This is a genomic window from Bacillus sp. BACIII, assembly GCF_057836745.1.
In genome coordinates, this window is record NZ_CM174437.1 from 948882 (window position 1) to 972637 (window position 23756).

Genomic DNA, 23756 nt, shown 5'->3' on the forward strand with positions numbered 1-23756 from the left:
AAAAATGGCGGAAATTAAGGTACCTGAATTAGCAGAATCAATCTCAGAAGGAACGATAGCCCAATGGTTAAAGCAGCCCGGTGACTATGTAGAACAGGGTGAGTATTTGCTTGAACTGGAGACGGACAAAGTAAATGTTGAATTGACAGCAGAAGAATCGGGTGTTCTAAAAGAGGTATTGAAAGATTCGGGTGATACCGTCCAAGTAGGAGAAATTATCGGCACCATTACAGAAGGCGCTGGCGAAAGTTCTGCACCTGCCCCTTCAGAAAGTGCTCCAGCCAATGAACAAACGAAAGAGGAAGCAAAAGCTGAACCGGCTGCTCAAGAAGTCAGCCAGGAAGCACAATCAGAAACAAAATCAAAAACGGTTGCGTCTCCGGCTGCACGCAAGCTGGCAAGGGAAAAAGGAATTGACCTTTCACAAATTCCGACGGGGGACCCGCTCGGCCGCGTACGCAAACATGATGTGGAAGCTTATGAAAAGCCGGCTCCAAAACCTGCGGCACAGCCGAAACAGCAGGCTCAAAAAACACAGCAAAGCTTTGACAAACCTGTCGAAGTGCAAAAAATGTCCCGCCGCCGACAAACGATCGCGAAACGATTGGTTGAAGTGCAGCAGACTTCTGCGATGCTGACGACGTTTAATGAAGTGGATATGACGGCCGTTATGAATTTAAGAAAACGCCGTAAAGACCAATTTCTTGAGCAAAATGAAGTAAAACTCGGTTTCATGTCGTTCTTCACAAAAGCCGTCGTGGCAGCATTGAAAAAATATCCGCTCCTTAACGCTGAAATTCAAGGCGATGAGCTGATCGTGAAAAAGTTTTATGATATCGGTATCGCTGTTGCGGCTGAAGAAGGGCTTGTCGTCCCAGTCGTGCGTGACGCTGATCGTCTGACATTCGCCGGCATAGAAAGAGAAATCGGCGAACTCGCGAAGAAAGCGCGAAACAATAAATTAACATTAGGTGAGCTGCAAGGAGGCTCCTTCACGATCACAAACGGAGGTACATTCGGCTCGCTTATGTCAACACCAATCCTAAACAGCCCTCAGGTTGGGATCTTAGGTATGCATAAAATTCAGCTGCGCCCTGTAGCGATTGATGCCGAGCGCTCTGAAAACCGTCCGATGATGTACATCGCTTTATCATATGATCACAGAATTGTAGATGGTAAAGAAGCGGTCGGATTCCTTGTCACCATTAAAAATCTGCTTGAAGATCCGGAACAGCTGTTGCTGGAAGGGTAATTTGTGTCAGATGAAAAGTACACTGCTTTTACAAGCGGTGTACTTTTTTTATTGAGGAAGGGGAGAAATGCAGATGAAAAACTGTTATCCGCTTGAGATTGAATTTGAACATAATGGAGAATGGCATTCTATCACGCCGGTTCTTCTGCAAGACGAACATGACACGATTTTAATAGACTGCGGATATCCCGGTTTTACAAACCATCTTCAACATGCTGCTGCCCGGCGCGGTATGCCGCTTCATTCATTGACGAAAATCATTGTAACGCATCACGACATAGACCATATCGGCTCACTCGCTGCATTGCTCCGATTGTATCCGGATATCAGCGTGACAGCACACGAACATGAAGCGCCGTATATTGACGGCTCAAAAAAATCTTTACGGCTTGAGCAGGCTGAATCAACGTTTTGTTCATTGCCAGAGGAAGCAAAAACTCATGCAAAACAGTTCATCCGCTCGCTTCAATCAGCCGAATCGGCTCCGGTTCACCGGACAGTTACTGACGGCGAGCTGCTGCCTTGGTGCGGAGGCATTCGCATTGTGGCCACGCCGGGTCATACACCCGGCCATATCAGCCTTTATCTGCCTGCCGAAAAAATAATGATCACAGGCGATGCGGTCGTTATTGAAGACGGAAAGCTGAATCTTGCTCATCCCGGCTATACGTTACATATGGGAGATGCGGTCCGTTCCGTAGAGCGGCTGCTCGATTACGATATCCGCCAATTGATTTGTTATCATGGAGGTTTATTTCAGGGGAATGTAAAAAAAGCGCTTTTGCGCCTGTTTCGTGATCTGCAGAAAAAACAAGGATAGAGCGGCAGCCGCCCTATCCTTGTTCAGTTATGAAAGCGGAATCTTTGCCGTTTCATCCTCTTCTGCGCTGTTTTTTCCTTTTTTCTTAGACCAATAGGTGGCAAGAGCAGATCCTGACAAATTGTGCCATATGCTGAAAATCGCACTAGGTACGGCTGACAGAGGGGAGAAGTGTGCTGTCGCAAGCGCCGCGCCCAGTCCGGAGTTTTGCATCCCGACTTCGATCGCAATCGCTTTTTGCGAAGCATAATCCATTTTGAACAGCTTTGCAGTCAGGAATCCTAACAAATATCCGATTCCGTTATGTAAGATGACGACTGTCACAATCAGCAGTCCTGATTGAAGCAGATGTTCACGATTTACGCTTACAACAGAGGAAACAATCGCTACGATGCCGATTACCGACACGAGAGGAAGCGCGTGAACGGCTTGGCCGACTTGTTTTTTGAAGAGCAGCTTCACAATCACACCGAGGATGATCGGTAAAAGCACGGCTTGAATAATGGAAACAAAAAGTGAGCCGAAAGAAACAGGGAGCCATTCTTTTGCAAACAGCATAATAAGTGCCGGCGTTACAATAGGAGCAAGCAATGTTGAGATTGTAGTGACCGCAACTGAAAGCGCCGTATTGCCTTTTGCCAAAAAGGTCATGACATTTGAGGCGGTGCCGCCCGGACAGCATCCGACCAGAATGACGCCCGCTGCAATTTCTGCGGGGAGGCGGAGCCCGGCTGATAAACAGAAAGCCGTAAGCGGCATAATCGTAAACTGAGCAACGACTCCGATGATGACATGCCAAGGTTTTCTGATTAATTCCTTAAAATCGTCTGTTTGAAGAGTAAGCCCCATTCCAAACATAATAATACCTAGAAAAACCGTCATATAAGAACTGATCCAAGAAAACAAATCAGGATAGGCAAATCCTAAACCAGCAAAGACGATCACCCATAAGCCGAAAGTTTGTCCCGCAAACCCGCTTATTTTTTTCATCCATTCCATAAACACAGCTCCTTTTTCATCCAATCAATCAAGTCAGAAAATCTGACTGACTTTTCTGTATTCCATTATAAATAATATTCTGAATAATTCAATATTAAATATAAGTTTTTTATAATTATATTATGTCAACTAATATCTTCTTGACTATTCAGACATATATTCTTACAATTGATTTTTATACTGAAATGAATTGGGAGTGCTGAAGTGAAAGAAGCTAATCAATGGTCATCTAAGCTGGGATTTATTTTAGCTACGGCCGGCTCTGCAATAGGGCTCGGCGCAATATGGAAGTTCCCTTACGTAGCGGGAACCAGCGGAGGCGGCGCTTTTCTGCTCGTTTTTATTTTATTTACTGTTTTAATCGGACTGCCGCTTCTGCTTGCTGAATTTATTATCGGCAGAAAAACGCAAAAAAACGCCGTTGAATCTTATAAGGCGCTTGCGCCGGGGAAAAAGTGGCATTGGATCGGATATCTCGGAATCATTACGTGTTTTATTCTATTATCCTTCTACAGCGTAGTGGGGGGATGGATATTAATCTACATTATAAAGGGCTTTACAGGCGGTTTATCGCTCACATCCGGATTTGATACGTTATTTATCGATACCATTTCAAACCCTTATGCAGCGGTTTTCGGCCAGCTGCTGTTTATCGTGCTGACGATTTTAGTTGTTGCAAAGGGGGTAAGCAGCGGTATCGAAAAAGTAAGCCAGGTGCTGATGCCGGCTCTGTTTATTCTCTTTATTCTTCTAATGATCCGCTCCGTCACGCTTCATGATGCAGCGAAGGGATTAAAATTCTTCTTCATGCCCGATTTCGGCGCGATGGACGCCAATACCATTTTATATGCGATGGGACAGTCATTTTTCTCGTTAAGCGTCGGAGTATCCGTAATGGTTACATACAGTGCGTATTTAGAAAAAGAAGAAAATATTGTTCAATCCGCTGTATCAGTGACGGTATTAAATGTCCTTGTTGCCGTGATGGCGGGCGTGGCGATTTTTCCGGCGGTGTTTTCATTCGGCCTAAAGCCGGATCAGGGCCCGCAGCTTTTGTTTAACGTGCTGCCGACCGTCTTTAACCATATGCCGTTCGGCATCGTGTTTTTACTCGCCTTTTTGCTGCTGTTTTTATTTGCGACGCTGACATCGGCTTTTTCAATGCTTGAGATTTTGGTTGCCGTTTTGTCAAAAGGCGATTCGGCAAAACGAAAGCGGTATGCATGGATTGGGGGACTTGCCATCTTTATTGTCGGCGTGCCTTCTGCGCTGTCGTACGGAATATTGAGTGATGTTTCAATTTTTCACCGCAGTATTTTTGACGCCGCAGACTTTCTCGTCAGCAATGTCTTAATGCCGCTGGGCGCGCTTTTAATTGCCGTATTCGTCCCGCTGAAAATTCCGAAACAGGCGCTGTTTGATGAACTGAAAAGCGGTTCAGGGATTAAACGGAAATGGTTTGCAGTCTGGCTCCTGTTAATCCGTTATGTGTCTCCTGTAGCCATTATTATCGTTTTTCTGCACGTGCTCGGTATTTTTTAAATGAAAAGAAGCAAGCCCCCGTTCAAAACGGGGGCTTTTTTAATAAAGCGGCCACATTACGCGGTGCGCTTGCTCGAACCGTTTCTCCGCCTCCCGCCAGTCAACGACATTCCACCATTGATCCACGTAAGCCGCTCGGTCGTTTTTATATTGTAAATAATAGGCGTGTTCCCACACATCTAAAGGGAGCAAAGGAATGACGTCCCACTGGCTGTAGAGCTGATGCTTCTCAGCGGCCAAAATCTCCAGCCGCCCGGCGCGCGGCGCCCAGACTAGGATAGCCCAGCCGACTCCTTCGACTTTTTTCGCCGCTTGAGAAAATTGCTCTTTAAAAGCGGAGTAGCTTCCGAATGACACATCAATCATTTGAAAGAGCGCCCCCGTCGGCCGTCTTTTTCCGTTTGGGTTCATGGAAAACCAGAAAATACTGTGCAAATAATGGCCGGCGCCGTGAAACGCCAATTGCCGCTCCCAATGCGCCACTAAGTCGTACTGTTTCATCTGCCGCGCTTTTTTCAGCTCCAGTTCAGCATGATTCAGGCCGTCAACATAGGTCTGATGGTGTTTTGTATGGTGAAGTTTCATGATTTCCCTTGAAATATACGGTTCCAGTGCGGAATAACTGTAAGGCAGTTTAGGCAGTACATGCTTGCCGATCGGCACAAAAGCTCTGCGCTCATCCGGCTCTTCCGATTGGGTAATGTCCCGGTAAAGTCCTGATGCCTGTTCGTACCATTCCGCCTCCGTTAATCCATCATCCTGAAGAGTGTGAAAAATCCGGTCGATTTGTGCCGCGAAGCGATCGAACCGGCCTTGCTGAATGACTTGTTCCTTCAAGGTTTCACACCAATTCAGCATCTCGGTTTGATAAGCGTGCCGTTTCATTTTTCTTCCTCCTTTTCACTCACTTTCATAAAAGTGCTGAGCGCAAGCAAAGAAAATACATACGGGTAGCTGTGATACTTGATGTAAAATTGTTTCGGAAGGCCGATTCCAGTCGGATAGCTGAAAGGAGCTCCCTCGTAATGCCGGTTTTCAATAAGAAAAGATATGCCTTTTGTGATGGCCTGGTGATGCGGTTTTTCGTATTGCAGCAAAGCTTCCGCAGCCCAGGCCGTCTGTATAACCGTTCCATAAGAAAGGGGCACATACGTTTTGATTTCTGCGCTTTTACAGGATTCTCCCCAGCTTCCGTCCTCATTTTGAATAGACTTCAGCCAGCGGATCGCTTTTTTTACGGCCGGGTGGTTTTGGCTGACACCGCAAGCTTTCATGCCCGTCAGCGCAGCCCATGTTCCGTAAATATAACACACACCCCATCTGCCGTACCATGAACCGTCCTCTTCTTGATGGCGGAACAGCCATTGAACGGCTTTTTCAATCTGGGGGTGATCAGAAGAAAGCCCCGCTTCCCCTAAACAGTGAAGCACCCGTCCGGTTAAGTCGCTTGTTGAAGGATCAATGGCAGCTTCCTCAGCCGATTCAAGCGGGAGCAGGCGGATCAGCGGATGATTGACATTTTTCTCAAAAGCAGAGAAGCCCCCGTCACTGTTTTGCATGGACAAAAGCCAGCTCAGTCCGCGTTCCCATGAGCCGGGATAAAGTTTTCGCGGGATGGCTTTGAGCACTGCCGCTGTGTCATCACAATCAGGATTATTCGTATTGATGTTTGAAAAACCCCATCCTCCCGGTTCTGCATGCGGGTTGTGGACGGCCCAATCCGCCACTTTCGTCTGCTGCCGTTCACGCAGAAAGCGGGCGGCGCTGGTTATCATCTGATCGTTATCTGAAATGCCGCTTTTCATGAGCGCATAGTTGAGAAGCGCCGTATCCCAAACGGTCGATGTTGAATTTTCCAGATACGGTATATTGCCGCAAGACGTGAGTAAGGCTTTCGTGCCGGCAAGCGCTTTTCTGATAACGGGGGAGTGGCGTGATACACCAAGAGCGAGCAGGCTGTACACCATAAAAATAGTGGCGCTCGCATAGCTGTACAATGTGCCGTCTTCTTCAATCCGGTCAAGCATATACGTTTTGGCCGTACGGAGACCAAGCTGATAAAAAGCGGCGGGAATCTGCAAAAGCCGTTTCCAATGCGCAAATAGAGAAGAGAGATCTCTGTCCTCTTCCTGATCGGAACGAAGCCATGTAAACGGATTTTTGGTCATATGCCGATCTAAGTGCGCGAGAGGCGGGACGTTGGGATTTTTCAGTGAAAATCTTTTATTAAGCGTCACAGCCATCGGCACAAAATGGATCCGCGCGTATGTACTGAACTGATAAAAATGCAGCGGAAAAGAGGGGGGAATCACTAAGAAAGATAATGGCAGGTGCAGTGCGGGCCACGGATAAAGGCCGTTTGCCGCAAGCATCCACTTTGTCATGAAATGAACGTTCCGCAAGCCGCCGTTAGAGATGATAAAACGTTCGGCCTGAATCATATGCGCCTCAGAACGGTTATATAAGCCGGAAGCCAGCAAGCCGACATAGCCCTGTACAGTGGCGGTCACATTTCCCTTCCGTTCATCGGGATAATTGGCAAATGTTCCGTCCGGACGCTGCTTTGCGCGGATGCCTTTTGCAAGCTCAGCGATCAGTTCTTTATCATTGTCTCCGAGAGAAGTGAGAAGGAGGATCAGAAAGGCGTTTGTCAAAATCGGGCCTTCAAAACAAAATGACCATGAGCCGTCAGCATTTTGCTTTTCTCTTAATAGGGAGATGGTTTTCTTTTGACGGCTTCTGACTTTTTCACGAATTGTGCTCACACTCGCTCAACTCCTTCAGAAGCATATATATTCATATGCAAAAGGCGGCATGACACAAAAAAGAAACTGCTGGCAGGCAGCAGTTTCTCGTTTTATTAATCTTCCAGACTGATCCAGACGCTTTTCACTTCTGTATAATTATCCAGTGCGTAAGAGCCCATTTCCCGTCCGAGGCCGGATTGCTTATAGCCGCCGAAAGGAGAGGCCGCGTCGAATACATTGTAGCAGTTGACCCAGATGGTGCCGGCCTGGAGACGGTCAGCAATGTAATGGGCGTTTTTTACATTCTCAGTCCAAAGTCCGGCTGCAAGGCCGTATTCCGAGCGGTTCGCACGCTCAATGACTTCATCTACTGTATCATACGGAATAGCGGCTAAAACCGGGCCGAAAATTTCTTCTTTTGCGATGGCCATGCTGTCATCCACGTCCGCAAATATTGTCGGGGAGACAAAATACCCTTCTTCAAACGGACAGCTTCCGCCTGTAACAGCTTTGGCGCCTTCTGCTTTTCCTTTTTCAATATAAGAAAGCACGCGTTCATGCTGTTCCTTACTGACGAGCGGACCGATTTGCGTATCTTGGTGAAGACCGGCTCCCTGCCGAAGCGATTTCGCATATGAAACCATTTCGCTTACGACCTCATCATATTTATCTTTGTGAATGAAGACACGGGAGCCGGCACAGCATACCTGCCCCTGATTAAACATGACCCCGTTTAAAGCGCCGGGAATGGCTTTTTTCAAGTTGGCGTCAGGCAAAATGATGTTAGGTGACTTACCGCCAAGCTCCAGCGTTACGCGCTTGATACTTTTCGCGGCTTTCTCCATAATCTTTTTGCCGATTTCTGTAGAACCGGTAAAAGCAAGTTTATCGATATCGTCATGGTTGGTCAGCGCTTCCCCGGCCGTCTCGCCGAACCCGGGAACAATATTGATAACGCCGTCAGGGAAGCCCGCCTGATCAATTAATTCAGCTAAATAGAGGGCGGTCAGCGGTGTCTGCTCCGCCGGTTTCAAAACGATTGTACATCCTGTGGCAAGGGCGGCGCCCATTTTCCACATCGCCATAAGGAGCGGGAAGTTCCAAGGGATGATTTGCCCCACGACGCCGACAGGCTCATGGCGGGTGTAATTAAAATATGAGCCGGCGACCGGAATCGTTTGTCCGGTTATCTTTGTGGACCACCCGGCATAATAACGCATATGCTCAATTGCCAGCGGAATATCTCCATTCGTCGTTTCATTAATCGGTTTTCCGTTATCAAGTGTTTCAAGCTGCGCGAGTTCAGTTTTGTGCTCTTCCATTAAATCGGCAAGCTTATACATCAGCCTGCTTCTGGAAGCGGCCGGCATAGTGCGCCATTCGCCGTGATCAAAGGCTTTGCGTGCCGCTTTCACTGCACTGTCAATGTCTTCTGCCTGTGCCTCGTAAAGCGTCATCAAAGTTTCTCCGGTTGCCGGATTCGGTGTGACAAAGGTTGATCCTGAAGCGCTCGGAACAAATTTTCCGTCAATATAAAGCTTCTTCGTGCCTTGCAAAAATGTTTCCAGCCTTTTTGTGATCTGCATCGTTAAAGAACTCATTCGTAACAAACCTCCCGAATTTTTTTATGGTCTGTTTTGAGCATCTTGATGTCCGCGCAAAGTAAGCGCATACAGTCATTCTATAATACAGACCCAGGTAAAATCAATTGATAACCGTTATTGCAATTCACAAGAAAAAACGGCTACAATAAGCTTATCGATGAAGAAAAGGAGTTTTACAGATGATTCATAATAATTGGCAGACAAAAGAAAGCGTTAAAAAGGTAAAATGCGTACATACAGATGCGAAAAAATACATTGTCAAAAACGTACTGACGCCCGGCAAAGAGTATGAAGTCAAAAATGAAACAGAAGAATTTATTTTTGTCGTGGACAATACAAATAAAGTCGGCGGCTTCTACAAAGAGTATTTTGAAGAAGTCTAAAGCTGAATGAATTTATTTTGCTTCAGCATGTTCGGAAAAAGGCACGGACAAATAAGGAACAATTGAAGATACGGATCGTTGATGTTTTGTTGAAACCGCGGCATTCAGAGGCCGCGGTTTTTTACAGCGGTAAGAAAAAACTGACTTTTCGAAAAAAATATGGTTTTCTTGAAACCTTTTCTTCTGCAAAACCGTATTACTTCATAACAGAGCACCTTTCGCGAAAAGGCTAATCCGATGAACGTTCTGAAAATGTAATCTGTTCGTAATGGTTTAAATGCTGTCTATGTCGTATTCTTATATAGGGATAAAGAACTTATTTTTTTATGTATTTGATAAAATATAGTATAGAAGCAGAAAGTGGGGTTCTTCATTGGGAATTTTTTCTGTCAGCAGATCAACCGACACAAAAAAGCTGGAGGCTTTGCTCGTTGAGGGAGAACGGATTGAAACGATTTATAAACTGCGGGTTGACCAAATATGCTTTACAAATAAACGAGTGATTTTCTTTGATAATAAAATGTTCTCCAAAAAGAAAGTGCGCGTCTTCCTTCCATATAAAACAATTGAAAGCTTCGCCATTCAAGAAGCAGGGATGTTTGATCCTGATACGGGCCTCGTATTAATGACAAGGGGAAAAACATTCGAATTGGAATTTGCAAAAGAAACGGACTTGACCGAGGTTCAAGCCATTTTAACAAAATACTTATGCAGCTAAATATGACATAAAAGCCATCCGAATGCAGGCGGATGGCTTTTTTATTAGATAATGCTTGTTTTTCCGGAGTTCGAATCAATGAGATCCGGATCAGCAATAGAACTGATGGGGATATAAATCGGCGCCAAATCACCGTTTTCTTCACCGAAGCCATAGTTAATCTTATTGGATAAAAAATAATCGATTTGCTGATACGGGCCGATCGTAATGGAAGAGCCCCGGTCGACCGCATTCACTTTAAAGCCTCCTACATTGACCAAAACCGGCGAAAACATCATAATGGGTCTCCTTTCCCGGCGGGGATTTTGCCGCATGCTGACTCGAAGGCAGACGGAGAATCAATTTGATCTCTGTCATCCACTTTGCCGTTCGTGCCGATGAAGCCGCTTGCATCCCCGAAGTTCTGTCCGTATCCTTGATTCTTTTTATCGGAATTCTGCCATTCCGCCAGTAAATTCTGTCCGACATTCACTGCTGAAGCATTTTCAAAGGAATTAATTTTCAACATGAAAATATTAATATTGATATATGGAGTTGGTTGAACCACAGGCAAACCTCCTTTAATACAGGTGTATGCCGGCTGTTATGACCGTATGCTTAGACAGGAGGGCGATAAAAAAATGGATTTCGACAAGATGAAGCAATGGATGGAAATGGCGCAAAACATGTCCGGCGGTGATTTTTGGAAAAACATTTTTGATGATGAGCAATTGAAAACATTTCAAAACGGTCATTCTCATTTTCCCTTTCAACAGGGAGATGGGCAAATGAGAAGAAATGAGGATGCTTTTCCTCTTATAGATATAGTGGAAACCCATGATGAACTCCAATTTTTGCTGTATCTGCCCGGCTATCGGAAACAAGATGTTCAGCTTTTGTCCTACGGAGAATACATTGTCGTAAAAGGCACGAGAAAATCCTACTTCAATGAACAGGATTTTAAACAGAAGGCCGGAAAATACGGCGATTTCGAAAAAAAACTCGATCTTCCTCATTCCGCTCAGGGAACGAAGGGGATGCAGGCGGTATTCAAAGACGGAATTTTATATATATCAATTGCTAAACATTTGGGGGATGCAAACCATATTATTATCGAAGGCTGACCTTATTTGCGGTGCCGTCTATCAGATCTGAATCATCAATACTCATGATGGGGATAGCGACCACAGTGCAATCTCCGCTTTGTTCACCATATCCTTCATTTCTTTTATTAGCGGCAGTGCGCCTCAGTATAACGGAAGAACCGGTGTTAAAAGTCGCTCCGCTGCTGATTCCGTTCATTTTTATATGCTCAAAGTTAATAACGGATGGAAAAAACATCATCATTCACCTCCTTTTTGTATACCATGTTTATATATTCGCAATGCGGGACGCCTAGAACTTTCCAAGAGTGACGGGGAAAGAAGTGATTTTCTTTGAAAAAAATAATGAAAGAGCTTTTCAAAAAAGTATGTGAAGAAGAATTAGACAGGCTTCAGAAAGTGGAACAGCAGCTTGATGAGCTTCAGAATAAATGTCATTCTGAACCCCAAACGGTTGAAGGGGAAAAAACGTATGTCCATATCGAGAGCGTCAAAGTGGACAAAGTGGAATACAACATTGACTTTGAAAAGCTGAGTATAACAGAGATGAGCGGTGTGCTGAATATCGGCGCCACATACCATACGCCGGAGCACCAGCTTAAAAAAGCCGGCGCTGAAGAATTTAGGGACAACCAGGATAATGATCCTGTGAGAGAAAAAAGACAGACAAAACAGCAGACACCGAGTATCAACATCAGGGGGAGAACACATTGAGACCCATTGTTTCAGCGGCCTTTTTCGAGGGTATGTAATAACTGAAAGCAACAGGAATACAGACGAAAAAGGAGATGCTGAATATGTCATTATCAAAAGAACAGCGGGACAGCCTTTACCATAAATTAATCGATTTAAAGGACGGTCTTCAAGGAGAATCAAAAGAAAAACATTCAATGAGCGAAGACACGGGAGAACTGTCAAACGGAGTAGATAATCACTTAGCTGATCACGGAAGCATTTATTTGGACAGGGTTACGAATCAGACTTTGGATGAAGTCGATCAGAATCTTTTAGATGAGGTGAATGCCGCACTTGAGCGGATGGATAAAGGAACATACGGGATATGCGAAAAAACGGGAAAAGAAATCCCTTATGAAAGGCTTGAAGCCGTTCCGTACGCCAGAATGACCGTTGAAGCGCAGCGGGAAGCAGAGGGGGATGTGGAAACAGACGCCCCTTCATATGAAAGGGAATTTCACGAGCAGGTGAAAGACCTCTCAAATAAAGAAACCGTTGATCAAAAAAGCTCACAAACTTACGAAATCCTGGATCGCGAGCAGGATTCACAATAATATCAGCAGGTACATTCATATGTACCTGTTTTTTTATTCCATAAAAAATCTCAGAATCGAAATAAAATCATTGACTTTATATAAAAAAGAAAGTAACATACTATTTGTAAGTAAATATTAAAAGTTTACCGGGAGGAATTTAGAATGTCTCAAGTATTATTTGTAAAATCAAGTGACCGTACGGCTGAAGAAGGCGTATCCGTAAAATTATACGAAGCGTTTCTGGCTGCTTATAAAGAAAACAATCCGAATGATGAAGTGATCGAACTTGATCTTCATAAAGAAAACCTTCCTTACCTCGGAAGAGATATGATTAACGGAACATTCAAAGCTTCAAAAGGAATTGAAATGACAGACGAAGAGAAAAAACAAGCGTCAACGGCTGACATTTACTTAAACCAATTTGTCAAAGCTGACAAAGTCGTGTTTGCATTCCCGCTTTGGAACTTCACAGTGCCTGCTGTGCTTCATACTTATGTTGATTACCTGTCTCGCGCAGGGGTTACTTTCACATACACGCCTGAAGGCCCTAAAGGTCTGATGGGAGATAAAAAAGTAGCGCTCTTAAACGCACGCGGCGGAGTATATTCTGAAGGACCGATGGCTTCTCTTGAAATGTCATTAAACTTCATGAAAACTGTTCTCGGCTTCTGGGGAGTTCAAGATCTTCACACTGTTGTCGTTGAAGGCCACAATGCTGCGCCTGATAACGCTCAAGCGATCATTGAAAAAGGACTGCAAGAAGCGAAAGATCTGGCTGCAAAATTCTAATCTAATTGCCGAAAACTCTTGCACCCCTATAGGGTGTGAGAGTTTTTTCTATTATATATAGAAGAAACTGGTGACAGCTTTCGCAGCAATCTTATATTGATATATTGATATTTTGTCGAAAAAACAACTTTTATGGAGAAAAAAGCATTTTTTGCACAGAAAAAAGGTTTTCTGTAAAAGAATTAACCCCCTTGCCAAAATACGACTGATGGTGTAGGATATAAGAGAAGCTACATTGTTCGTATTGTTAATTAAGTTTTAACCTTTAAGCTGTAATAGGGAGTTTTATATCGAAGCCGGAATGTCATGCCTCCATTGCAGAGGACGACAGGAACGCTTCTGCAAACACCCACTTTGAGGAGTGGTGGTTTAAAACTTTCTTACTTGCGTACGGCATACGTAGCGAAAGCCATTTCCCTTGCGGAGATGGCTTTTTATTTTGACTTGACCTTGAGCAGCGTACTTTATCAGTATGATAAAATAAAAGAATCAAAGACAAAGTGAGGTTTTACGACATATGCTGGATCAAGCCGAATCCCTTCTGGCGCATTATTTTGGCTACGACAGCCTTCGCGCGGGGCAAAAACAGGCGATACAATCAGTTGCAGAGGAGAGAAAAAACACGGTCTGCATTATGCCGACGGGGGGCGGAAAATCAATCTGCTATCAGATTCCCGCACTGCTGTTTGAAGGAACCACAATTGTTATTTCCCCTCTTATTTCCTTAATGAAAGACCAAGTCGACGCGCTTGAAGAAGCGGGTATCGCGGCAGCTTATATTAACAGCACTCAGACAAGCCGTGACATTCATGAGCGCCTGAACGGTTTGAAGGAAGGGGCTTACCGGCTCTTTTACATCACGCCGGAGCGTTTGACTTCTCCTGAATTCATTCACATCCTGCAGAATATTACGGTTCCTCTTGTCGCCATTGACGAAGCTCACTGTATATCGCAATGGGGGCATGATTTCAGGCCGAGTTACCGGAATATCGAAATTCTTTTTAATGAATTAAAAGAACCGCCCGTCATCATCGCGCTAACGGCGACGGCTACGCCTGAGGTTCATGATGACATCTGCAAGCAGCTTCACATCAATAAAGAACAAACTGTGTATACCGGCTTTGCCAGAGAGAATTTAACATTCAAAGTCGTAAAGGGCGAAAACAAAGACCGGTTTATCGAGCAGTACCTCGAAAGAAATAAACACGAAGCCGGCATTATTTATACAGCAACAAGAAAAGAAACGGACCGTTTATATGAGAAATTAAAACGCAGCGGCATCAATGCCGGCCGTTATCACGGCGGATTGGCGGATGATGACAGAAAAGATCAGCAGGAGCGGTTTCTTAACGATCAGATACAAGTGATGGTTGCTACGTCCGCTTTCGGAATGGGAATCGATAAGAGCAACATCAGATTCGTTCTGCACGCGCAGATTCCGAAAGATATGGAGAGCTATTACCAGGAAGCCGGACGGGCCGGGCGCGACGGCCTCAATAGCGAGTGCGTGCTCTTGTTTTCGGCGCAGGATATTATGGTGCAGCGTTTTTTGATAGATCAATCGGCTGCCGGAGAAGAAAAACAAAAGCAGGATCTCAAAAAACTGAGGCAGATGGTGGATTACTGTCATACCGAAGATTGCCTGCAGCGGTTTATTCTGAAATATTTCGGCGAGAATGAGGCGGAAGCTTGCGGAGCATGCGGCAATTGCACTGATACAAGAAGCGCGCATGACGTCACTAAAGAAGCGCAGATGGTATTGTCATGCATCATCAGAATGAATGAGCGTTTCGGAAAAACGATGGTGGCGCAGGTGCTTAGCGGGTCAAAAAATAAAAAAGTGCTGGAAAACGGCTTCAGCAGCCTGTCCACTTACGGCATTATGAAGCATCAAACCGCAGCGGAAATCAGTGATTTTATCGAATTCCTTATTTCAGATGAATACATCAGAATGGCAGATGGGACTTTTCCGACGCTTATGGTCACCCAAAAAGGAAGGGACGTTCTGCTTGGAAAGAGCGCAGTCGCGAGAAAAGAAGCCTTACAGGCCGCCGCCGTCACCGAAAATGATGAATTATTTGAGATTCTCCGGCGTCTCCGCAAAGAGATCGCAGCGGAACAGGGCGTGCCTCCATTTGTCGTGTTCTCAGATCAGACGTTAAAAGAAATGTCGGCGAAACTTCCGAAAACGGATCATGATCTTCTTTCTGTAAAAGGGGTAGGGGAACAAAAACGATTGAAATACGGAGCGCTTTTTTTAGAAGAAATCCGAAATTATGTAAGAGAAACAGAGTGAAAAAAACTTTTTTTAGAAATTTGCACATTGTGTTTTACAGCCGCGCCGGAAAAATCAGAAGCTTGAAAACCCTTGCTGTATCAAGGTTTCAGCAAGACTTACCAAGTGAGAGAAATGTTTCATGTAAAGGAACTGTAATCTAATTCAAATCGTTTTGTTATTGAACTGACATTTTCATATGTTACGATATCACCTGTTAGCCGCCAATAAAAAGCTAACAAGGGAGGATTTACTTATGAAGAAGACGATTATGTCCTTTGTCGCAGTTGCAGCAATTTCAACAACTGCATTCGGAGCTCACGCTTCTGCTAAAGAAATCACGGTGCAAAAGGGTGACACGCTCTGGGGGATCTCGCAAAAAAACGGAGTGAACCTAAAGGACTTAAAAGAATGGAATCAGTTATCTTCTGATTTAATCATTGAAGGAGAGAAACTGACTATTTCTTCAGTAGAAACAACCACATCTGGGCAGTACACAGTGAAGCAGGGCGACAGCCTCTGGAAAATTGCTCAGCAATTCGGAACATCAGTCGGTAATCTGAAAAGCTTGAATAACTTGCAATCAGATATCATTTACGCAGGCACAACATTAAAGGTGAAAGGTCAGGCGCAGGCTGCACAGCCGGCTCAAGCCAGCCAGCCGCAACCTGAACAAAAACCAGCTGCCGAGACAGAACAGCCGAAACAAGAAGCTGTCCAAAAAGAGCAGCCTAAACAAGAACCTGTTCAAGAACAACAACCTAAACAAGAAGTGAAGGCTGTCGAAGCAAAACAGCAGCCTGTTCAATCAAATACAAACCAACAAGAGCCTAAAAAGCAGCTGACAATGACTGCAACTGCTTACTCCGCTAACGACGGCGGCATTTCCGGTGTAACGGCAACCGGTGTTGACTTAAACAAAAACCCTGATGCAAAAGTCATCGCGGTAGACCCTAGTGTCATTCCGCTTGGCTCCAAGGTTTATGTTGAAGGTTACGGAGTGGCAACAGCAGCAGATACAGGCGGCGCAATTAAAGGAAATAAAATTGACGTATTTGTTGCAAAGAAAAGTGACGCTAACAACTGGGGCGTCAGAACAGTAAATGTTAAAGTGTTAGACTAGTTTCATATAGAGAGTAAAGGACACAAGGCTAAATGCTTTGTGTTCTTTTTTTCTTCCCTTTTTTGTCTGTGCATAATCGTTATATGCTGAAAAAGAAAAAGCGTTCCCCGAATAGGATATAGAGAGAATGAGTTTGAAAGCGGCATCTGAAGGGATGAATTGAATGGAGCCCGAACTTATATTTTTATGGAATACCTTCACAGAATCACCGGTATTTCAAGCAGGGATGTACACCGCTTGTGCCGTTGTGCTGGTCATCGGATTGTCTATGCCGGCTGTCAGGCTGTTTCAGGCGCTTGAAAGAGGGAAGGGAAGGCCCGCCGTTATTGAAAAGGTGAGACGTACTGGCGTGATGAAGAATGGCAGACACGAGCTTGTACTTATTTTAAACGTAACAAACCAAGACGGAACGCATGATAAACGTGAACTGTCACATGCCGCGTGTCATGAAGAAATCAGCTGTTTTTATGAAGGTGCGCCCGTATGGGTGACGACAGCGGCTGACGGCCGGTTCATGATCGCTCCGCGCACGTCGGGGCATAAGACACCGAAATAATAAAAGACGGGGCTGTTTTCCCGTCTTTTTGTGTTAATGCCGGCCGATCCATATCCGTCCGCCTTCTGAGCTGGCTTCTATTCTGCATGCTCCTCCGATCGGGAAAGTCATCAGAGGAGAAGTATGGCCGAAGTCAGCGTTTGCGATAACGGGCATAGACGACAGTTCTTTTTTTGTACGGATGACGGCGCAGAGAGCCTCTTCAGACACATTTGAAGCATGCTGGAACCGTCCGATGACAATTCCTTTCACGGCTGAAAAAGCGGGAAGATGAATGAGTGACTGCAAATCCCGATCAAACATATGAATGTCAGACATATGATCATCTTCTATAAACAGAATCACTTGTTCCATCTCCGGAAAGTATTCCGTGCCTTGCAGAAGATTCAGGGTGCATAGGTTTCCTCCGATCAGTGTTCCTTCCGCATAACCGGGTTGAATGACGAGCGGACCCGGATTCCGATAAAAACGTCTGTCCTCCTGGTTCATGTACCATTTATCATCACTCCACTCGGCCGAAGGCTTTACTTCATACGGCTTATCAGAAGCGCAGCAGGCTAAGAAAGAGTCAATCGTATAGTCCAATCCTTTTTTCATGGCGAATGAAGAAAAATGGGGGCCGGAATATGTGACAAGCCCGGTTTTTTGATAAATGGCATGGCCAAGGGCGGTAATATCTGAATAGCCGCAAAGGATTTTCGGGTGCCGCTTGATGTTTTCATAATCAAGATAACGGAGCAGCTGATTTGATTGGAACCCGCCGAGTGTCGTCAAAATCGCTTTGATGTCAGGATCAGCGAAAGCTTCGTGCAGATCCCGGACACGCGATTCAATGGATGACGAATCAAATTCATTTATTTCTTTCGCATGCTCTGAAAAAGAGACACAAAAACCCAGCTCCTCCAATTTTGTCTTTGCGGCATTTATATTTTCATCTGTCATAACGGACATGCTCGTTGCCGGAGAAACAATGCGAATGCCGTCACCTTTTTTCAGTTTTTCCGGATACAAAAAAAACCCTCCTTATATGGTTTTATCTATTACACCATAGAAAAGAGGGTTTTTCTATCACTTTTTTACAGGTCGACCCATTTAATGCCGCCTGATTGTGTATCCTTGTCAATCCAGACATCAAATTGATGCTTTTCATAAAAATGAACGAGTCTGTCGACATGATCCCAATCACGCTTAGCGATGTCGCCCGTTACTTTCGGGATATTCTGCTCCCTGGCGATATGTTTTAAAAATTTCATGCAGATCGAACCGTAGCCGTGGTTCGGCGGGCCTTTAATGTCCCCGATATGAATGGCATTTTCATAATAGGAAGCAATCAGTGAAAAACATCCTCTTCCCCGGTAGGCTGATTCACAGTCAGTCAGCATAATCTTACATGTTTGGCCATCATCAATCGAGGAAACAATGATCCAATCGTCATTGTTCGATTGATCAATACCAAGCACTCGCGCGTCTTTTGATACATCTATCAGATTCTCCCGCATTCTGAAAATCTGAAATTCAAGCTTATGAAGCTCTTTTTCCAGCTCTTTCTGATCTCTTTCTTCTGCAGTAAACAAAATCATACTCCTTTCACAGCGTAAAACGTCTTAGTCAAACACAAGTATCCATTGTAGTAAATGATGTCTTGGTTTGTAAATGGGTTTTGCAAAAACTTTTTTAGAAAAGTCTGCCGTATATATGCAGATTGACGTTTTTAAGGAGGCCGGGATAGGGAAAGGAACAGGGAACAGCGGAAAAAGGAGGAATCTATGATGGCAATTGATTCACTCATCGGCAAATTGAAGTACGTCATGACGGAATCTCCTGATAAAATACTTTCCTTATATGTAAATACGGATATGAGAAATCCGGATCAGCAGGGGGGAGAGTGGAAAATCGCTTTAAAAACCGGTTTTCGGAGATTAAAGGAGTATCTGACTGTCAGTGATCCAAAAGAAGAAAAATCCCTCGTCCGCATCATGGAACGTGTCTATCAATATATCGATGGGCTCGGTAAAGAAATGCCGCGAAGTCTCGTATTTTTTGCATCGGGAGAAAGCGGTATTTGGGAGACGATTGAGCTGCAGGTGCCTGTCGAAACACGGTTTTATTGGGAAGAAACGGCCGTCCTTGACCAATTGGAACTTCTCCGTGAACAATATCCGAGCACGGCTTTTATTCTCACCCAGCAAAATGAAGTGAAGATTATCGAAACCGTACTCGGAAAAATTGAAGGTGTAGAGCATTATCAATACGACGTCATCAATGAATCCTGGAAACCGCAGGATGTAAGCGAGAGCTCCGCATCAATGGCCGAAGATGCTGCTAAAGCCCACGTCGAAGAAAATCAAAACAGGCTGTATAAACGATTGGCTTCAAACCTTGATCAAAAGGCCGCATCACATAAATGGGAGCGCCTCGTAATCGCGGGGGATAAGGAAACAGCCGATATTCTCGATCAGCATATGAACAAACCGATTGATCGGATCATTCCAAAAAATCTGTTGAATGAAAACGAACATAAGGTGATAGAAGAACTGTTGAAGGAAGCTTAATATGACAAAAGGCCGGGCCTCAAACGCCCGGTCTTTTTAGGGCTTAAGTTTGTCTAATTTCTGACGAAGCGGGCGAAACCGTTGACATCAAAGCTGAATTCTCATACCATTTGGATAGTCAGTAAAATTGAGAGAGGTCATAAGATGAATCAGACAGAAAACAAACCTAAAAGTTATACCGGTATCGTGCTGACATTGACCGTTTTGATCAACGGGTTAATTGCGGTGCTGTTTTTTATGCCGAAATCAGGTCAGGTCAGCATTGCCAATATTCATATTCTGCCGATGTTAAATGCCATTTTTAACAGCTTTACTTTTATCTTTTTGCTGGCAGCGCTCTTTATGATTAAGCAAAAAAATATTCAAGCGCATAAACGCTTTATTTTAGCGGCGTTTACGACGACTCTGCTGTTTTTGATCTGCTATGTCGTGTATCACTCGATAGCTGAGAATACTTTATTCGGCGGCCACGGCATCATTCGGGGGATTTATTTCTTTATTTTGATTACGCATATTTGCCTTTCCGCCATCATCGTGCCGCTTGCGCTGTTTACGCTGATCAGAGGTTTCAGCATGCAGGTGGAGCGCCACAAAAAAATCGCCAGATGGACGATGCCGCTCTGGCTGTATGTCAGTCTGACGGGTGTCATTGTATACTTAATGATATCGCCGTATTATTAAAAAAAGCCGTGCTTCGCGCGGTTTTTTTCTATTGAAAAAAAGGCGCCTCATACAGGGCGCCTTTTACTCTTCAAGCGTTTCAAGTGTTGTTACATTTAAGGATTGTTCAACGGTTTTTGTTTTTGCTTTTACTTTTTCTGCGTACGTGTAATCACCATAGCAGTAGGGATAACGGAAATTGCCTTTGTTCCCTCCGCAAGTGTAAAGTTTCGGATTCTTTTTGACCTGCTGCTCGGAGTATTGTTTTGCCAGTTCCTCAGTATGCGATCCTCCATGTTCAGCCACAAAATCAATATAGCCGGCTCCCATGTTGTAGCTTTGTATAATCGTATCCAAGTCTACGCCTTTTTTCTTGCCTGTTTGGTACATGAGAGTGAATTGTTTGATTCCCTGTTTGATACTGGTTTGAGGGTTTTTGATTTGATTTCGCTTTAAACCCAGAGATTCTGAAGACTGCATGGGATCATTTCCTCTTCCTTTTGACTCCTGATATATCATGCCGAGTACCAGCGATGTATATCTAGTGAGCCCTTTTTCATCCAGCTCGTCCTCCACAAGCGGTTTGTAATCCGTCAGCCGTTCAAGCACGATCGGTTTGACATCAAACGGAAGACTTTTGAGCCATTCATTATTTGAAAATAACAGGATGAGAAAGAAGGACACCATGACAAAAACACATATCATCATAAGACCCGCAGCAGCGAAACAGCCTTTTTTCTTTTTCTCCACTGTGTTTCACCCTCAATTTCAGGAGCATTATGACTTTTTCATTATGACACAGATGAATGCGCGAAACCAAGCAGAAACCCGTATTTGAAACATAAATTTAAAATAACGGTTCTTTTGTCAGGCGCAGGATGTATCTGCATCAATTGACATTTGGTATAATTGGGCTACTTGAGAAAAGAAGGGTGAGGTATATGACTGAATTTCACGAATCCGGAAACACGAATGACCCCGCTATCGATTTAGATGAGGAAACATTATTTTTGGTTGCCCAGACTTTTAAGGCGCTGTCTGATCCGACCAGAATCAGAATTCTCCATTTGCTGTCACTGGGTGAGCACGCGGTAAATGATATCGCAGAAAAGCTGAATTTACTGCAGTCTACCGTTTCTCATCAGCTGCGTTTTCTTAAAAATCTGCGCCTCGTCAAATCACGCAGAGAAGGAACATCCATCTATTATTCTCCTGAGGATGAACATGTGTTAGATGTGCTTCAGCAAATGATTCATCATACGCGGCACGATTAAAAAACATCCCTGCTTTTTAGGCAGGGATGTCAGCCATATTGACTGTTATTTGTCTGGTCTCTGCTCGTTTTTAAAACATAAAAAGAGAAGCCGCTGTAATAAACAGCGATGAAATAAAAGACACTGATGGTCAGCGGATCGGCGCCGACCGTTTGGCTGTATGCCTCCGGATGGGTAAAATCCGCTGTGACCCGGTAAATTTCAATAACCCGATAAACAAATCTCGATAGGAATAACGTTAATAGAATAAGTTCAATCCACAGATGAGTCCGAAAATACATTTTTCCGCGGCGCTCTTCAAAAGAAATGTTTCGTTTGGCAAACAGAACCAGAAGCCAGCCGCAAAAAGTGCCGGATATAAGATACCCGTATAAAGCCGGGTGTGTGATGCTGAAAAACGCCAGAGCGGCGGCCAGCAATGAAAATAAAATCATTCTTGTATAAAGCCAGCGGGGTTTCAAAGGCTGAAAGCCGACGGACCGTTTCACCTTTTTATACAGAAAAAAGGCAATCATTAAGACAGGGCAGATGCTTTGAAGTGTGATATGCATGATGTGGAACTCCCCCTCCGTTGAGTAGTGTATGCTTATCCGGCTGGTTTTAGTAGTCTGAATTATTCGCAGGCTGAAAGCATCTTTTATCACAGTATGCGTGTTTCTTTTTTTGGCATGAGAGAAGCGCCCGCGCCTTTTTCAAGATTTAAACGGAAAATGCTTGATAAACTAACGGTATTAGTTATAATGAAACTAATAACATTAGTTTTAGGGGGATATTGATGAGAATTTTACAATACGGAAACGTTTGGCAGCTGACCTTTTTTCCTGCGCTTTTCCCGGTGAATTGTTATTTGGTTGAGGAGGAAGAAGGGGTAACCCTGATTGACGCCGGCCTTCCCAACAGCCATAAAGGAATCAAACAAGCTTTGCAGCAGCTTGGGAAACCGCTGAATACCATATTGCTCACCCACGCGCATGGAGATCATATCGGTTCGCTTGACTCATTATCTGCGGAATTTCCGGATGCTGATGTCTGTATTTCTGAACGTGATTCTTTCTTGCTGAAAGGTGACACTTCATTAATTGAGCATGAAGCACAAACGCCGATAAAGGGAGGAGTGCCGAAAAATATTCAGACCGAACCTGATCGTCTGTTGAAAGGCGGCGAGCGGATCGGATCTTTGCTTGTCATTCCCGCTCCCGGTCATACGCCGGGGAGTCTTGCTTTTAAAGATTTGAGAGATGATATGCTGATCGTCGGAGATGCCTTTCAAGTACGGGGCGGCCTTGCGGTTTCAGGAAAGCTGAAATGGAGATTTCCGTTTCCCGCCTTTGCCACCTGGAATAAAGAAGTTGCTGTAAAAACAGCAAGAACGCTTATCGCTCATCAACCAAGCTGTCTGGCCGCCGGTCATGGAAATGTTCTCTATCATCCTGCTGAAATGATGGCTGAGGCTGCTGATGAAGCCGAACGAAGCCTGCCGGGAGGCCGATTATAATGTCACCGAGAGTCGGAATGAGCCTGGACATGATATTGAGAGCCGCAGCAGGCATCGCTGACGAAAAAGGGCTGAATGAAGTGACGCTTGCGGCCGTGGCAAAGTCCTTAAACGTAAAACCGCCTTCCCTATATAATTTTGTCAATGGTCTTCAAGGAATTAAGACAGAGTTGGCCGTCTCCGGTTTAACCATGTTATATGAAAACATGGCGGCATCCTCAGAAGGACTGACAGGTGAAAGGGCCATGCTTTCACTTGCTGATGCCTATATCAATTTCGCTGAAGCCAATCCCGGATTATATGAAGCAACATTTCAAAAAATAAAAGACGGCCGAATGGAGAATCTGTCCAGCCGGCTTGTGAATCTTGTTGTCAGGCTGCTGACAGCAAACGGTTATGCACGTCCCGAAAACGCAATCCATGCCGCAAGAGGACTGAGAAGCCTGCTTCACGGTTTTGCTGCGCTTCGGAAACAGAGTGCATTTGAATTGACTGAATCAATTAAGGAAAGCCGGAAGTTTGCCGTTGTTGCTTTTTTAAGAGGTTTACAACTAGATAAACAATAATATTATTATGTAAACTAAAAACGGAACAGATTATTCTAAAGGAGGGGC

At 44.6% G+C, this 23756-nt stretch carries 28 protein-coding genes and 1 other RNA gene; 18 read left to right on the forward strand and 11 right to left on the reverse strand.

The features are described 5' to 3' along the window. Positions 1-4 precede the first annotated feature (4 nt). Both odhB and ACXN9U_RS04990 read left to right on the forward strand, forming a co-directional pair. Entirely contained in the window at positions 5-1252 is a 1248-nt protein-coding gene (gene odhB / locus ACXN9U_RS04985; protein WP_047474626.1) for a 2-oxoglutarate dehydrogenase complex dihydrolipoyllysine-residue succinyltransferase, read from the forward strand. Positions 1253-1325: 73 nt separating this feature from the next. After that, a complete protein-coding gene (locus tag ACXN9U_RS04990; RefSeq protein ID WP_060965032.1) occupies positions 1326-2072 on the forward strand; it encodes an MBL fold metallo-hydrolase in 747 nt (248 codons plus the stop codon). Between the two features lie 27 nt (positions 2073-2099). Here ACXN9U_RS04990 and ACXN9U_RS04995 read toward each other — a convergent pair whose 3' ends face one another. Beyond that, positions 2100-3071, reverse strand: a complete 972-nt coding sequence (locus tag ACXN9U_RS04995) for a bile acid:sodium symporter family transporter (protein WP_060962557.1) — start codon at positions 3069-3071, stop codon at positions 2100-2102. 204 nt (positions 3072-3275) lie between these two features. Here ACXN9U_RS04995 and ACXN9U_RS05000 point away from each other — a divergent pair, with 204 nt between their 5' ends. After that, positions 3276-4613, forward strand: coding sequence for a sodium-dependent transporter (locus tag ACXN9U_RS05000; protein ID WP_060962558.1), 1338 nt, complete (start codon positions 3276-3278; stop codon positions 4611-4613). A gap of 39 nt (positions 4614-4652) precedes the next feature. On the opposite strand, the gene ACXN9U_RS05005 is transcribed toward ACXN9U_RS05000, so the two are convergent. The 3 genes from ACXN9U_RS05005 to ACXN9U_RS05015 form a co-directional block, all read right to left on the reverse strand. Beyond that, positions 4653-5498: a superoxide dismutase gene (locus ACXN9U_RS05005; protein WP_060962559.1), complete on the reverse strand. Its 846-nt coding sequence runs from the start codon at positions 5496-5498 to the stop codon at positions 4653-4655. Continuing rightward, positions 5495-7378 (reverse strand): terpene cyclase/mutase family protein, encoded by a 1884-nt coding sequence (locus ACXN9U_RS05010; RefSeq protein WP_060962560.1) that lies wholly within the window; start codon positions 7376-7378, stop codon positions 5495-5497. Before ACXN9U_RS05010 ends, ACXN9U_RS05005 begins: the two co-directional genes overlap by 4 nt. Before the next feature lie 95 nt (positions 7379-7473). Further along, on the reverse strand, positions 7474-8961 hold the full coding sequence (locus ACXN9U_RS05015; RefSeq protein ID WP_060962561.1) for an aldehyde dehydrogenase family protein: 1488 nt from the start codon (positions 8959-8961) through the stop codon (positions 7474-7476). 182 nt (positions 8962-9143) lie between these two features. On the opposite strand from ACXN9U_RS05015, the gene ACXN9U_RS05020 reads away from it, so the two are divergent. Both ACXN9U_RS05020 and ACXN9U_RS05025 read left to right on the forward strand, forming a co-directional pair. Beyond that, a complete protein-coding gene (locus ACXN9U_RS05020) occupies positions 9144-9347 on the forward strand; it encodes a DUF6501 family protein (protein ID WP_007407979.1) in 204 nt (67 codons plus the stop codon). Positions 9348-9720: 373 nt separating this feature from the next. Further along, positions 9721-10065, forward strand: coding sequence for a PH domain-containing protein (locus ACXN9U_RS05025; RefSeq protein WP_003153783.1), 345 nt, complete (start codon positions 9721-9723; stop codon positions 10063-10065). 44 nt (positions 10066-10109) lie between these two features. Here ACXN9U_RS05025 and ACXN9U_RS05030 read toward each other — a convergent pair whose 3' ends face one another. After that, complete coding sequence (locus ACXN9U_RS05030; RefSeq protein WP_003153785.1) at positions 10110-10343, reverse strand: hypothetical protein; 234 nt, start codon at positions 10341-10343, stop codon at positions 10110-10112. Continuing rightward, on the reverse strand, positions 10340-10612 hold the full coding sequence (locus ACXN9U_RS05035) for a hypothetical protein (RefSeq protein WP_060962562.1): 273 nt from the start codon (positions 10610-10612) through the stop codon (positions 10340-10342). The genes ACXN9U_RS05030 and ACXN9U_RS05035 overlap by 4 nt, the downstream gene beginning before the upstream one ends. 73 nt (positions 10613-10685) lie before the next feature. On the opposite strand from ACXN9U_RS05035, the gene ACXN9U_RS05040 reads away from it, so the two are divergent. Then, positions 10686-11168, forward strand: coding sequence for an Hsp20/alpha crystallin family protein (locus ACXN9U_RS05040; protein WP_060962563.1), 483 nt, complete (start codon positions 10686-10688; stop codon positions 11166-11168). On the opposite strand, the gene ACXN9U_RS05045 is transcribed toward ACXN9U_RS05040, so the two are convergent. After that, positions 11155-11388, reverse strand: coding sequence for a hypothetical protein (locus tag ACXN9U_RS05045; protein ID WP_045926173.1), 234 nt, complete (start codon positions 11386-11388; stop codon positions 11155-11157). The two genes, ACXN9U_RS05040 and ACXN9U_RS05045, sit on opposite strands and share 14 nt — an antisense overlap. Positions 11389-11480: 92 nt before the next feature. Here ACXN9U_RS05045 and ACXN9U_RS05050 point away from each other — a divergent pair, with 92 nt between their 5' ends. From ACXN9U_RS05050 to ACXN9U_RS05080, 7 genes are all read left to right on the forward strand, one after another. Continuing rightward, positions 11481-11861 carry a hypothetical protein gene (locus ACXN9U_RS05050; protein ID WP_489202248.1) on the forward strand — a complete coding sequence of 127 codons (381 nt, stop codon included), beginning with the start codon at positions 11481-11483 and terminating at the stop codon, positions 11859-11861. Between the two features lie 83 nt (positions 11862-11944). Continuing rightward, entirely contained in the window at positions 11945-12436 is a 492-nt protein-coding gene (locus ACXN9U_RS05055) for a TraR/DksA family transcriptional regulator (RefSeq protein WP_438420048.1), read from the forward strand. Positions 12437-12580: 144 nt separating this feature from the next. Beyond that, positions 12581-13207 (forward strand): FMN-dependent NADH-azoreductase, encoded by a 627-nt coding sequence (locus ACXN9U_RS05060; RefSeq protein WP_003153791.1) that lies wholly within the window; start codon positions 12581-12583, stop codon positions 13205-13207. A gap of 224 nt (positions 13208-13431) precedes the next feature. After that, positions 13432-13617, forward strand: a non-coding RNA gene (ssrS, locus tag ACXN9U_RS05065) — 6S RNA. Between the two features lie 107 nt (positions 13618-13724). Beyond that, positions 13725-15503, forward strand: coding sequence for a DNA helicase RecQ (gene recQ / locus ACXN9U_RS05070; protein ID WP_060962566.1), 1779 nt, complete (start codon positions 13725-13727; stop codon positions 15501-15503). A 235-nt stretch (positions 15504-15738) separates the two neighbouring features. Continuing rightward, complete coding sequence (locus ACXN9U_RS05075; RefSeq protein ID WP_060962567.1) at positions 15739-16605, forward strand: 3D domain-containing protein; 867 nt, start codon at positions 15739-15741, stop codon at positions 16603-16605. A gap of 163 nt (positions 16606-16768) precedes the next feature. After that, a complete protein-coding gene (locus ACXN9U_RS05080; protein WP_060962568.1) occupies positions 16769-17161 on the forward strand; it encodes a hypothetical protein in 393 nt (130 codons plus the stop codon). 33 nt (positions 17162-17194) lie between these two features. Here the strand turns inward: ACXN9U_RS05080 and ACXN9U_RS05085 are convergent, their stop codons facing one another. Together ACXN9U_RS05085 and ACXN9U_RS05090 are read right to left on the reverse strand one after the other, a co-directional pair. Then, on the reverse strand, positions 17195-18172 hold the full coding sequence (locus tag ACXN9U_RS05085; RefSeq protein WP_060962569.1) for a S66 family peptidase: 978 nt from the start codon (positions 18170-18172) through the stop codon (positions 17195-17197). Positions 18173-18237: 65 nt separating this feature from the next. Next, positions 18238-18741: a hypothetical protein gene (locus ACXN9U_RS05090; protein ID WP_395941011.1), complete on the reverse strand. Its 504-nt coding sequence runs from the start codon at positions 18739-18741 to the stop codon at positions 18238-18240. A gap of 189 nt (positions 18742-18930) precedes the next feature. On the opposite strand from ACXN9U_RS05090, the gene ACXN9U_RS05095 reads away from it, so the two are divergent. Both ACXN9U_RS05095 and ACXN9U_RS05100 read left to right on the forward strand, forming a co-directional pair. Further along, positions 18931-19713, forward strand: a complete 783-nt coding sequence (locus ACXN9U_RS05095; RefSeq protein ID WP_101605456.1) for a VLRF1 family aeRF1-type release factor — start codon at positions 18931-18933, stop codon at positions 19711-19713. A gap of 144 nt (positions 19714-19857) precedes the next feature. After that, positions 19858-20394, forward strand: a complete 537-nt coding sequence (locus ACXN9U_RS05100; protein ID WP_060962570.1) for a DUF420 domain-containing protein — start codon at positions 19858-19860, stop codon at positions 20392-20394. A 63-nt stretch (positions 20395-20457) separates the two neighbouring features. Here the strand turns inward: ACXN9U_RS05100 and ACXN9U_RS05105 are convergent, their stop codons facing one another. After that, a complete protein-coding gene (locus ACXN9U_RS05105) occupies positions 20458-21123 on the reverse strand; it encodes a lysozyme family protein (RefSeq protein WP_060962571.1) in 666 nt (221 codons plus the stop codon). Between the two features lie 191 nt (positions 21124-21314). Between ACXN9U_RS05105 and czrA the strand changes: the two genes are divergently transcribed. Beyond that, positions 21315-21647 (forward strand): Zn(II)-responsive metalloregulatory transcriptional repressor CzrA, encoded by a 333-nt coding sequence (gene czrA / locus ACXN9U_RS05110; RefSeq protein ID WP_060962572.1) that lies wholly within the window; start codon positions 21315-21317, stop codon positions 21645-21647. 29 nt (positions 21648-21676) lie between these two features. On the opposite strand, the gene ACXN9U_RS05115 is transcribed toward czrA, so the two are convergent. Then, entirely contained in the window at positions 21677-22198 is a 522-nt protein-coding gene (locus ACXN9U_RS05115) for a CcdC protein domain-containing protein (RefSeq protein ID WP_060962573.1), read from the reverse strand. Between the two features lie 224 nt (positions 22199-22422). Here ACXN9U_RS05115 and ACXN9U_RS05120 point away from each other — a divergent pair, with 224 nt between their 5' ends. After that, the gene (locus ACXN9U_RS05120; RefSeq protein WP_060962574.1) at positions 22423-23142 is read left to right on the forward strand and encodes an MBL fold metallo-hydrolase; all 720 of its coding nucleotides are present in this window, start codon (positions 22423-22425) and stop codon (positions 23140-23142) included. Next, positions 23142-23708 carry a TetR/AcrR family transcriptional regulator gene (locus tag ACXN9U_RS05125; protein ID WP_060962575.1) on the forward strand — a complete coding sequence of 189 codons (567 nt, stop codon included), beginning with the start codon at positions 23142-23144 and terminating at the stop codon, positions 23706-23708. The genes ACXN9U_RS05120 and ACXN9U_RS05125 overlap by 1 nt, the downstream gene beginning before the upstream one ends. Positions 23709-23756: the final 48 nt, after the last annotated feature.

Coding starts and splice junctions, on each gene's coding strand:
- odhB (WP_047474626.1), top strand. CDS start 5: ATGGCGGAAATTAAGGTACCTGAATTAGCAGAATCAATCTCAGAAGGA.
- ACXN9U_RS04990 (WP_060965032.1), top strand. CDS start 1,326: ATGAAAAACTGTTATCCGCTTGAGATTGAATTTGAACATAATGGAGAA.
- ACXN9U_RS04995 (WP_060962557.1), bottom strand. CDS start 3,071: ATGGAATGGATGAAAAAAATAAGCGGGTTTGCGGGACAAACTTTCGGC.
- ACXN9U_RS05005 (WP_060962559.1), bottom strand. CDS start 5,498: ATGAAACGGCACGCTTATCAAACCGAGATGCTGAATTGGTGTGAAACC.
- ACXN9U_RS05015 (WP_060962561.1), bottom strand. CDS start 8,961: ATGAGTTCTTTAACGATGCAGATCACAAAAAGGCTGGAAACATTTTTG.
- ACXN9U_RS05020 (WP_007407979.1), top strand. CDS start 9,144: ATGATTCATAATAATTGGCAGACAAAAGAAAGCGTTAAAAAGGTAAAA.
- ACXN9U_RS05030 (WP_003153785.1), bottom strand. CDS start 10,343: ATGATGTTTTCGCCGGTTTTGGTCAATGTAGGAGGCTTTAAAGTGAAT.
- ACXN9U_RS05040 (WP_060962563.1), top strand. CDS start 10,686: ATGGATTTCGACAAGATGAAGCAATGGATGGAAATGGCGCAAAACATG.
- ACXN9U_RS05045 (WP_045926173.1), bottom strand. CDS start 11,388: ATGATGTTTTTTCCATCCGTTATTAACTTTGAGCATATAAAAATGAAC.
- ACXN9U_RS05055 (WP_438420048.1), top strand. CDS start 11,945: ATGTCATTATCAAAAGAACAGCGGGACAGCCTTTACCATAAATTAATC.
- ACXN9U_RS05060 (WP_003153791.1), top strand. CDS start 12,581: ATGTCTCAAGTATTATTTGTAAAATCAAGTGACCGTACGGCTGAAGAA.
- recQ (WP_060962566.1), top strand. CDS start 13,725: ATGCTGGATCAAGCCGAATCCCTTCTGGCGCATTATTTTGGCTACGAC.
- ACXN9U_RS05075 (WP_060962567.1), top strand. CDS start 15,739: ATGAAGAAGACGATTATGTCCTTTGTCGCAGTTGCAGCAATTTCAACA.
- ACXN9U_RS05080 (WP_060962568.1), top strand. CDS start 16,769: ATGGAGCCCGAACTTATATTTTTATGGAATACCTTCACAGAATCACCG.
- ACXN9U_RS05090 (WP_395941011.1), bottom strand. CDS start 18,741: ATGATTTTGTTTACTGCAGAAGAAAGAGATCAGAAAGAGCTGGAAAAA.
- ACXN9U_RS05095 (WP_101605456.1), top strand. CDS start 18,931: ATGGCAATTGATTCACTCATCGGCAAATTGAAGTACGTCATGACGGAA.
- ACXN9U_RS05100 (WP_060962570.1), top strand. CDS start 19,858: ATGAATCAGACAGAAAACAAACCTAAAAGTTATACCGGTATCGTGCTG.
- czrA (WP_060962572.1), top strand. CDS start 21,315: ATGACTGAATTTCACGAATCCGGAAACACGAATGACCCCGCTATCGAT.
- ACXN9U_RS05115 (WP_060962573.1), bottom strand. CDS start 22,198: ATGCATATCACACTTCAAAGCATCTGCCCTGTCTTAATGATTGCCTTT.
- ACXN9U_RS05120 (WP_060962574.1), top strand. CDS start 22,423: ATGAGAATTTTACAATACGGAAACGTTTGGCAGCTGACCTTTTTTCCT.
- ACXN9U_RS05125 (WP_060962575.1), top strand. CDS start 23,142: ATGTCACCGAGAGTCGGAATGAGCCTGGACATGATATTGAGAGCCGCA.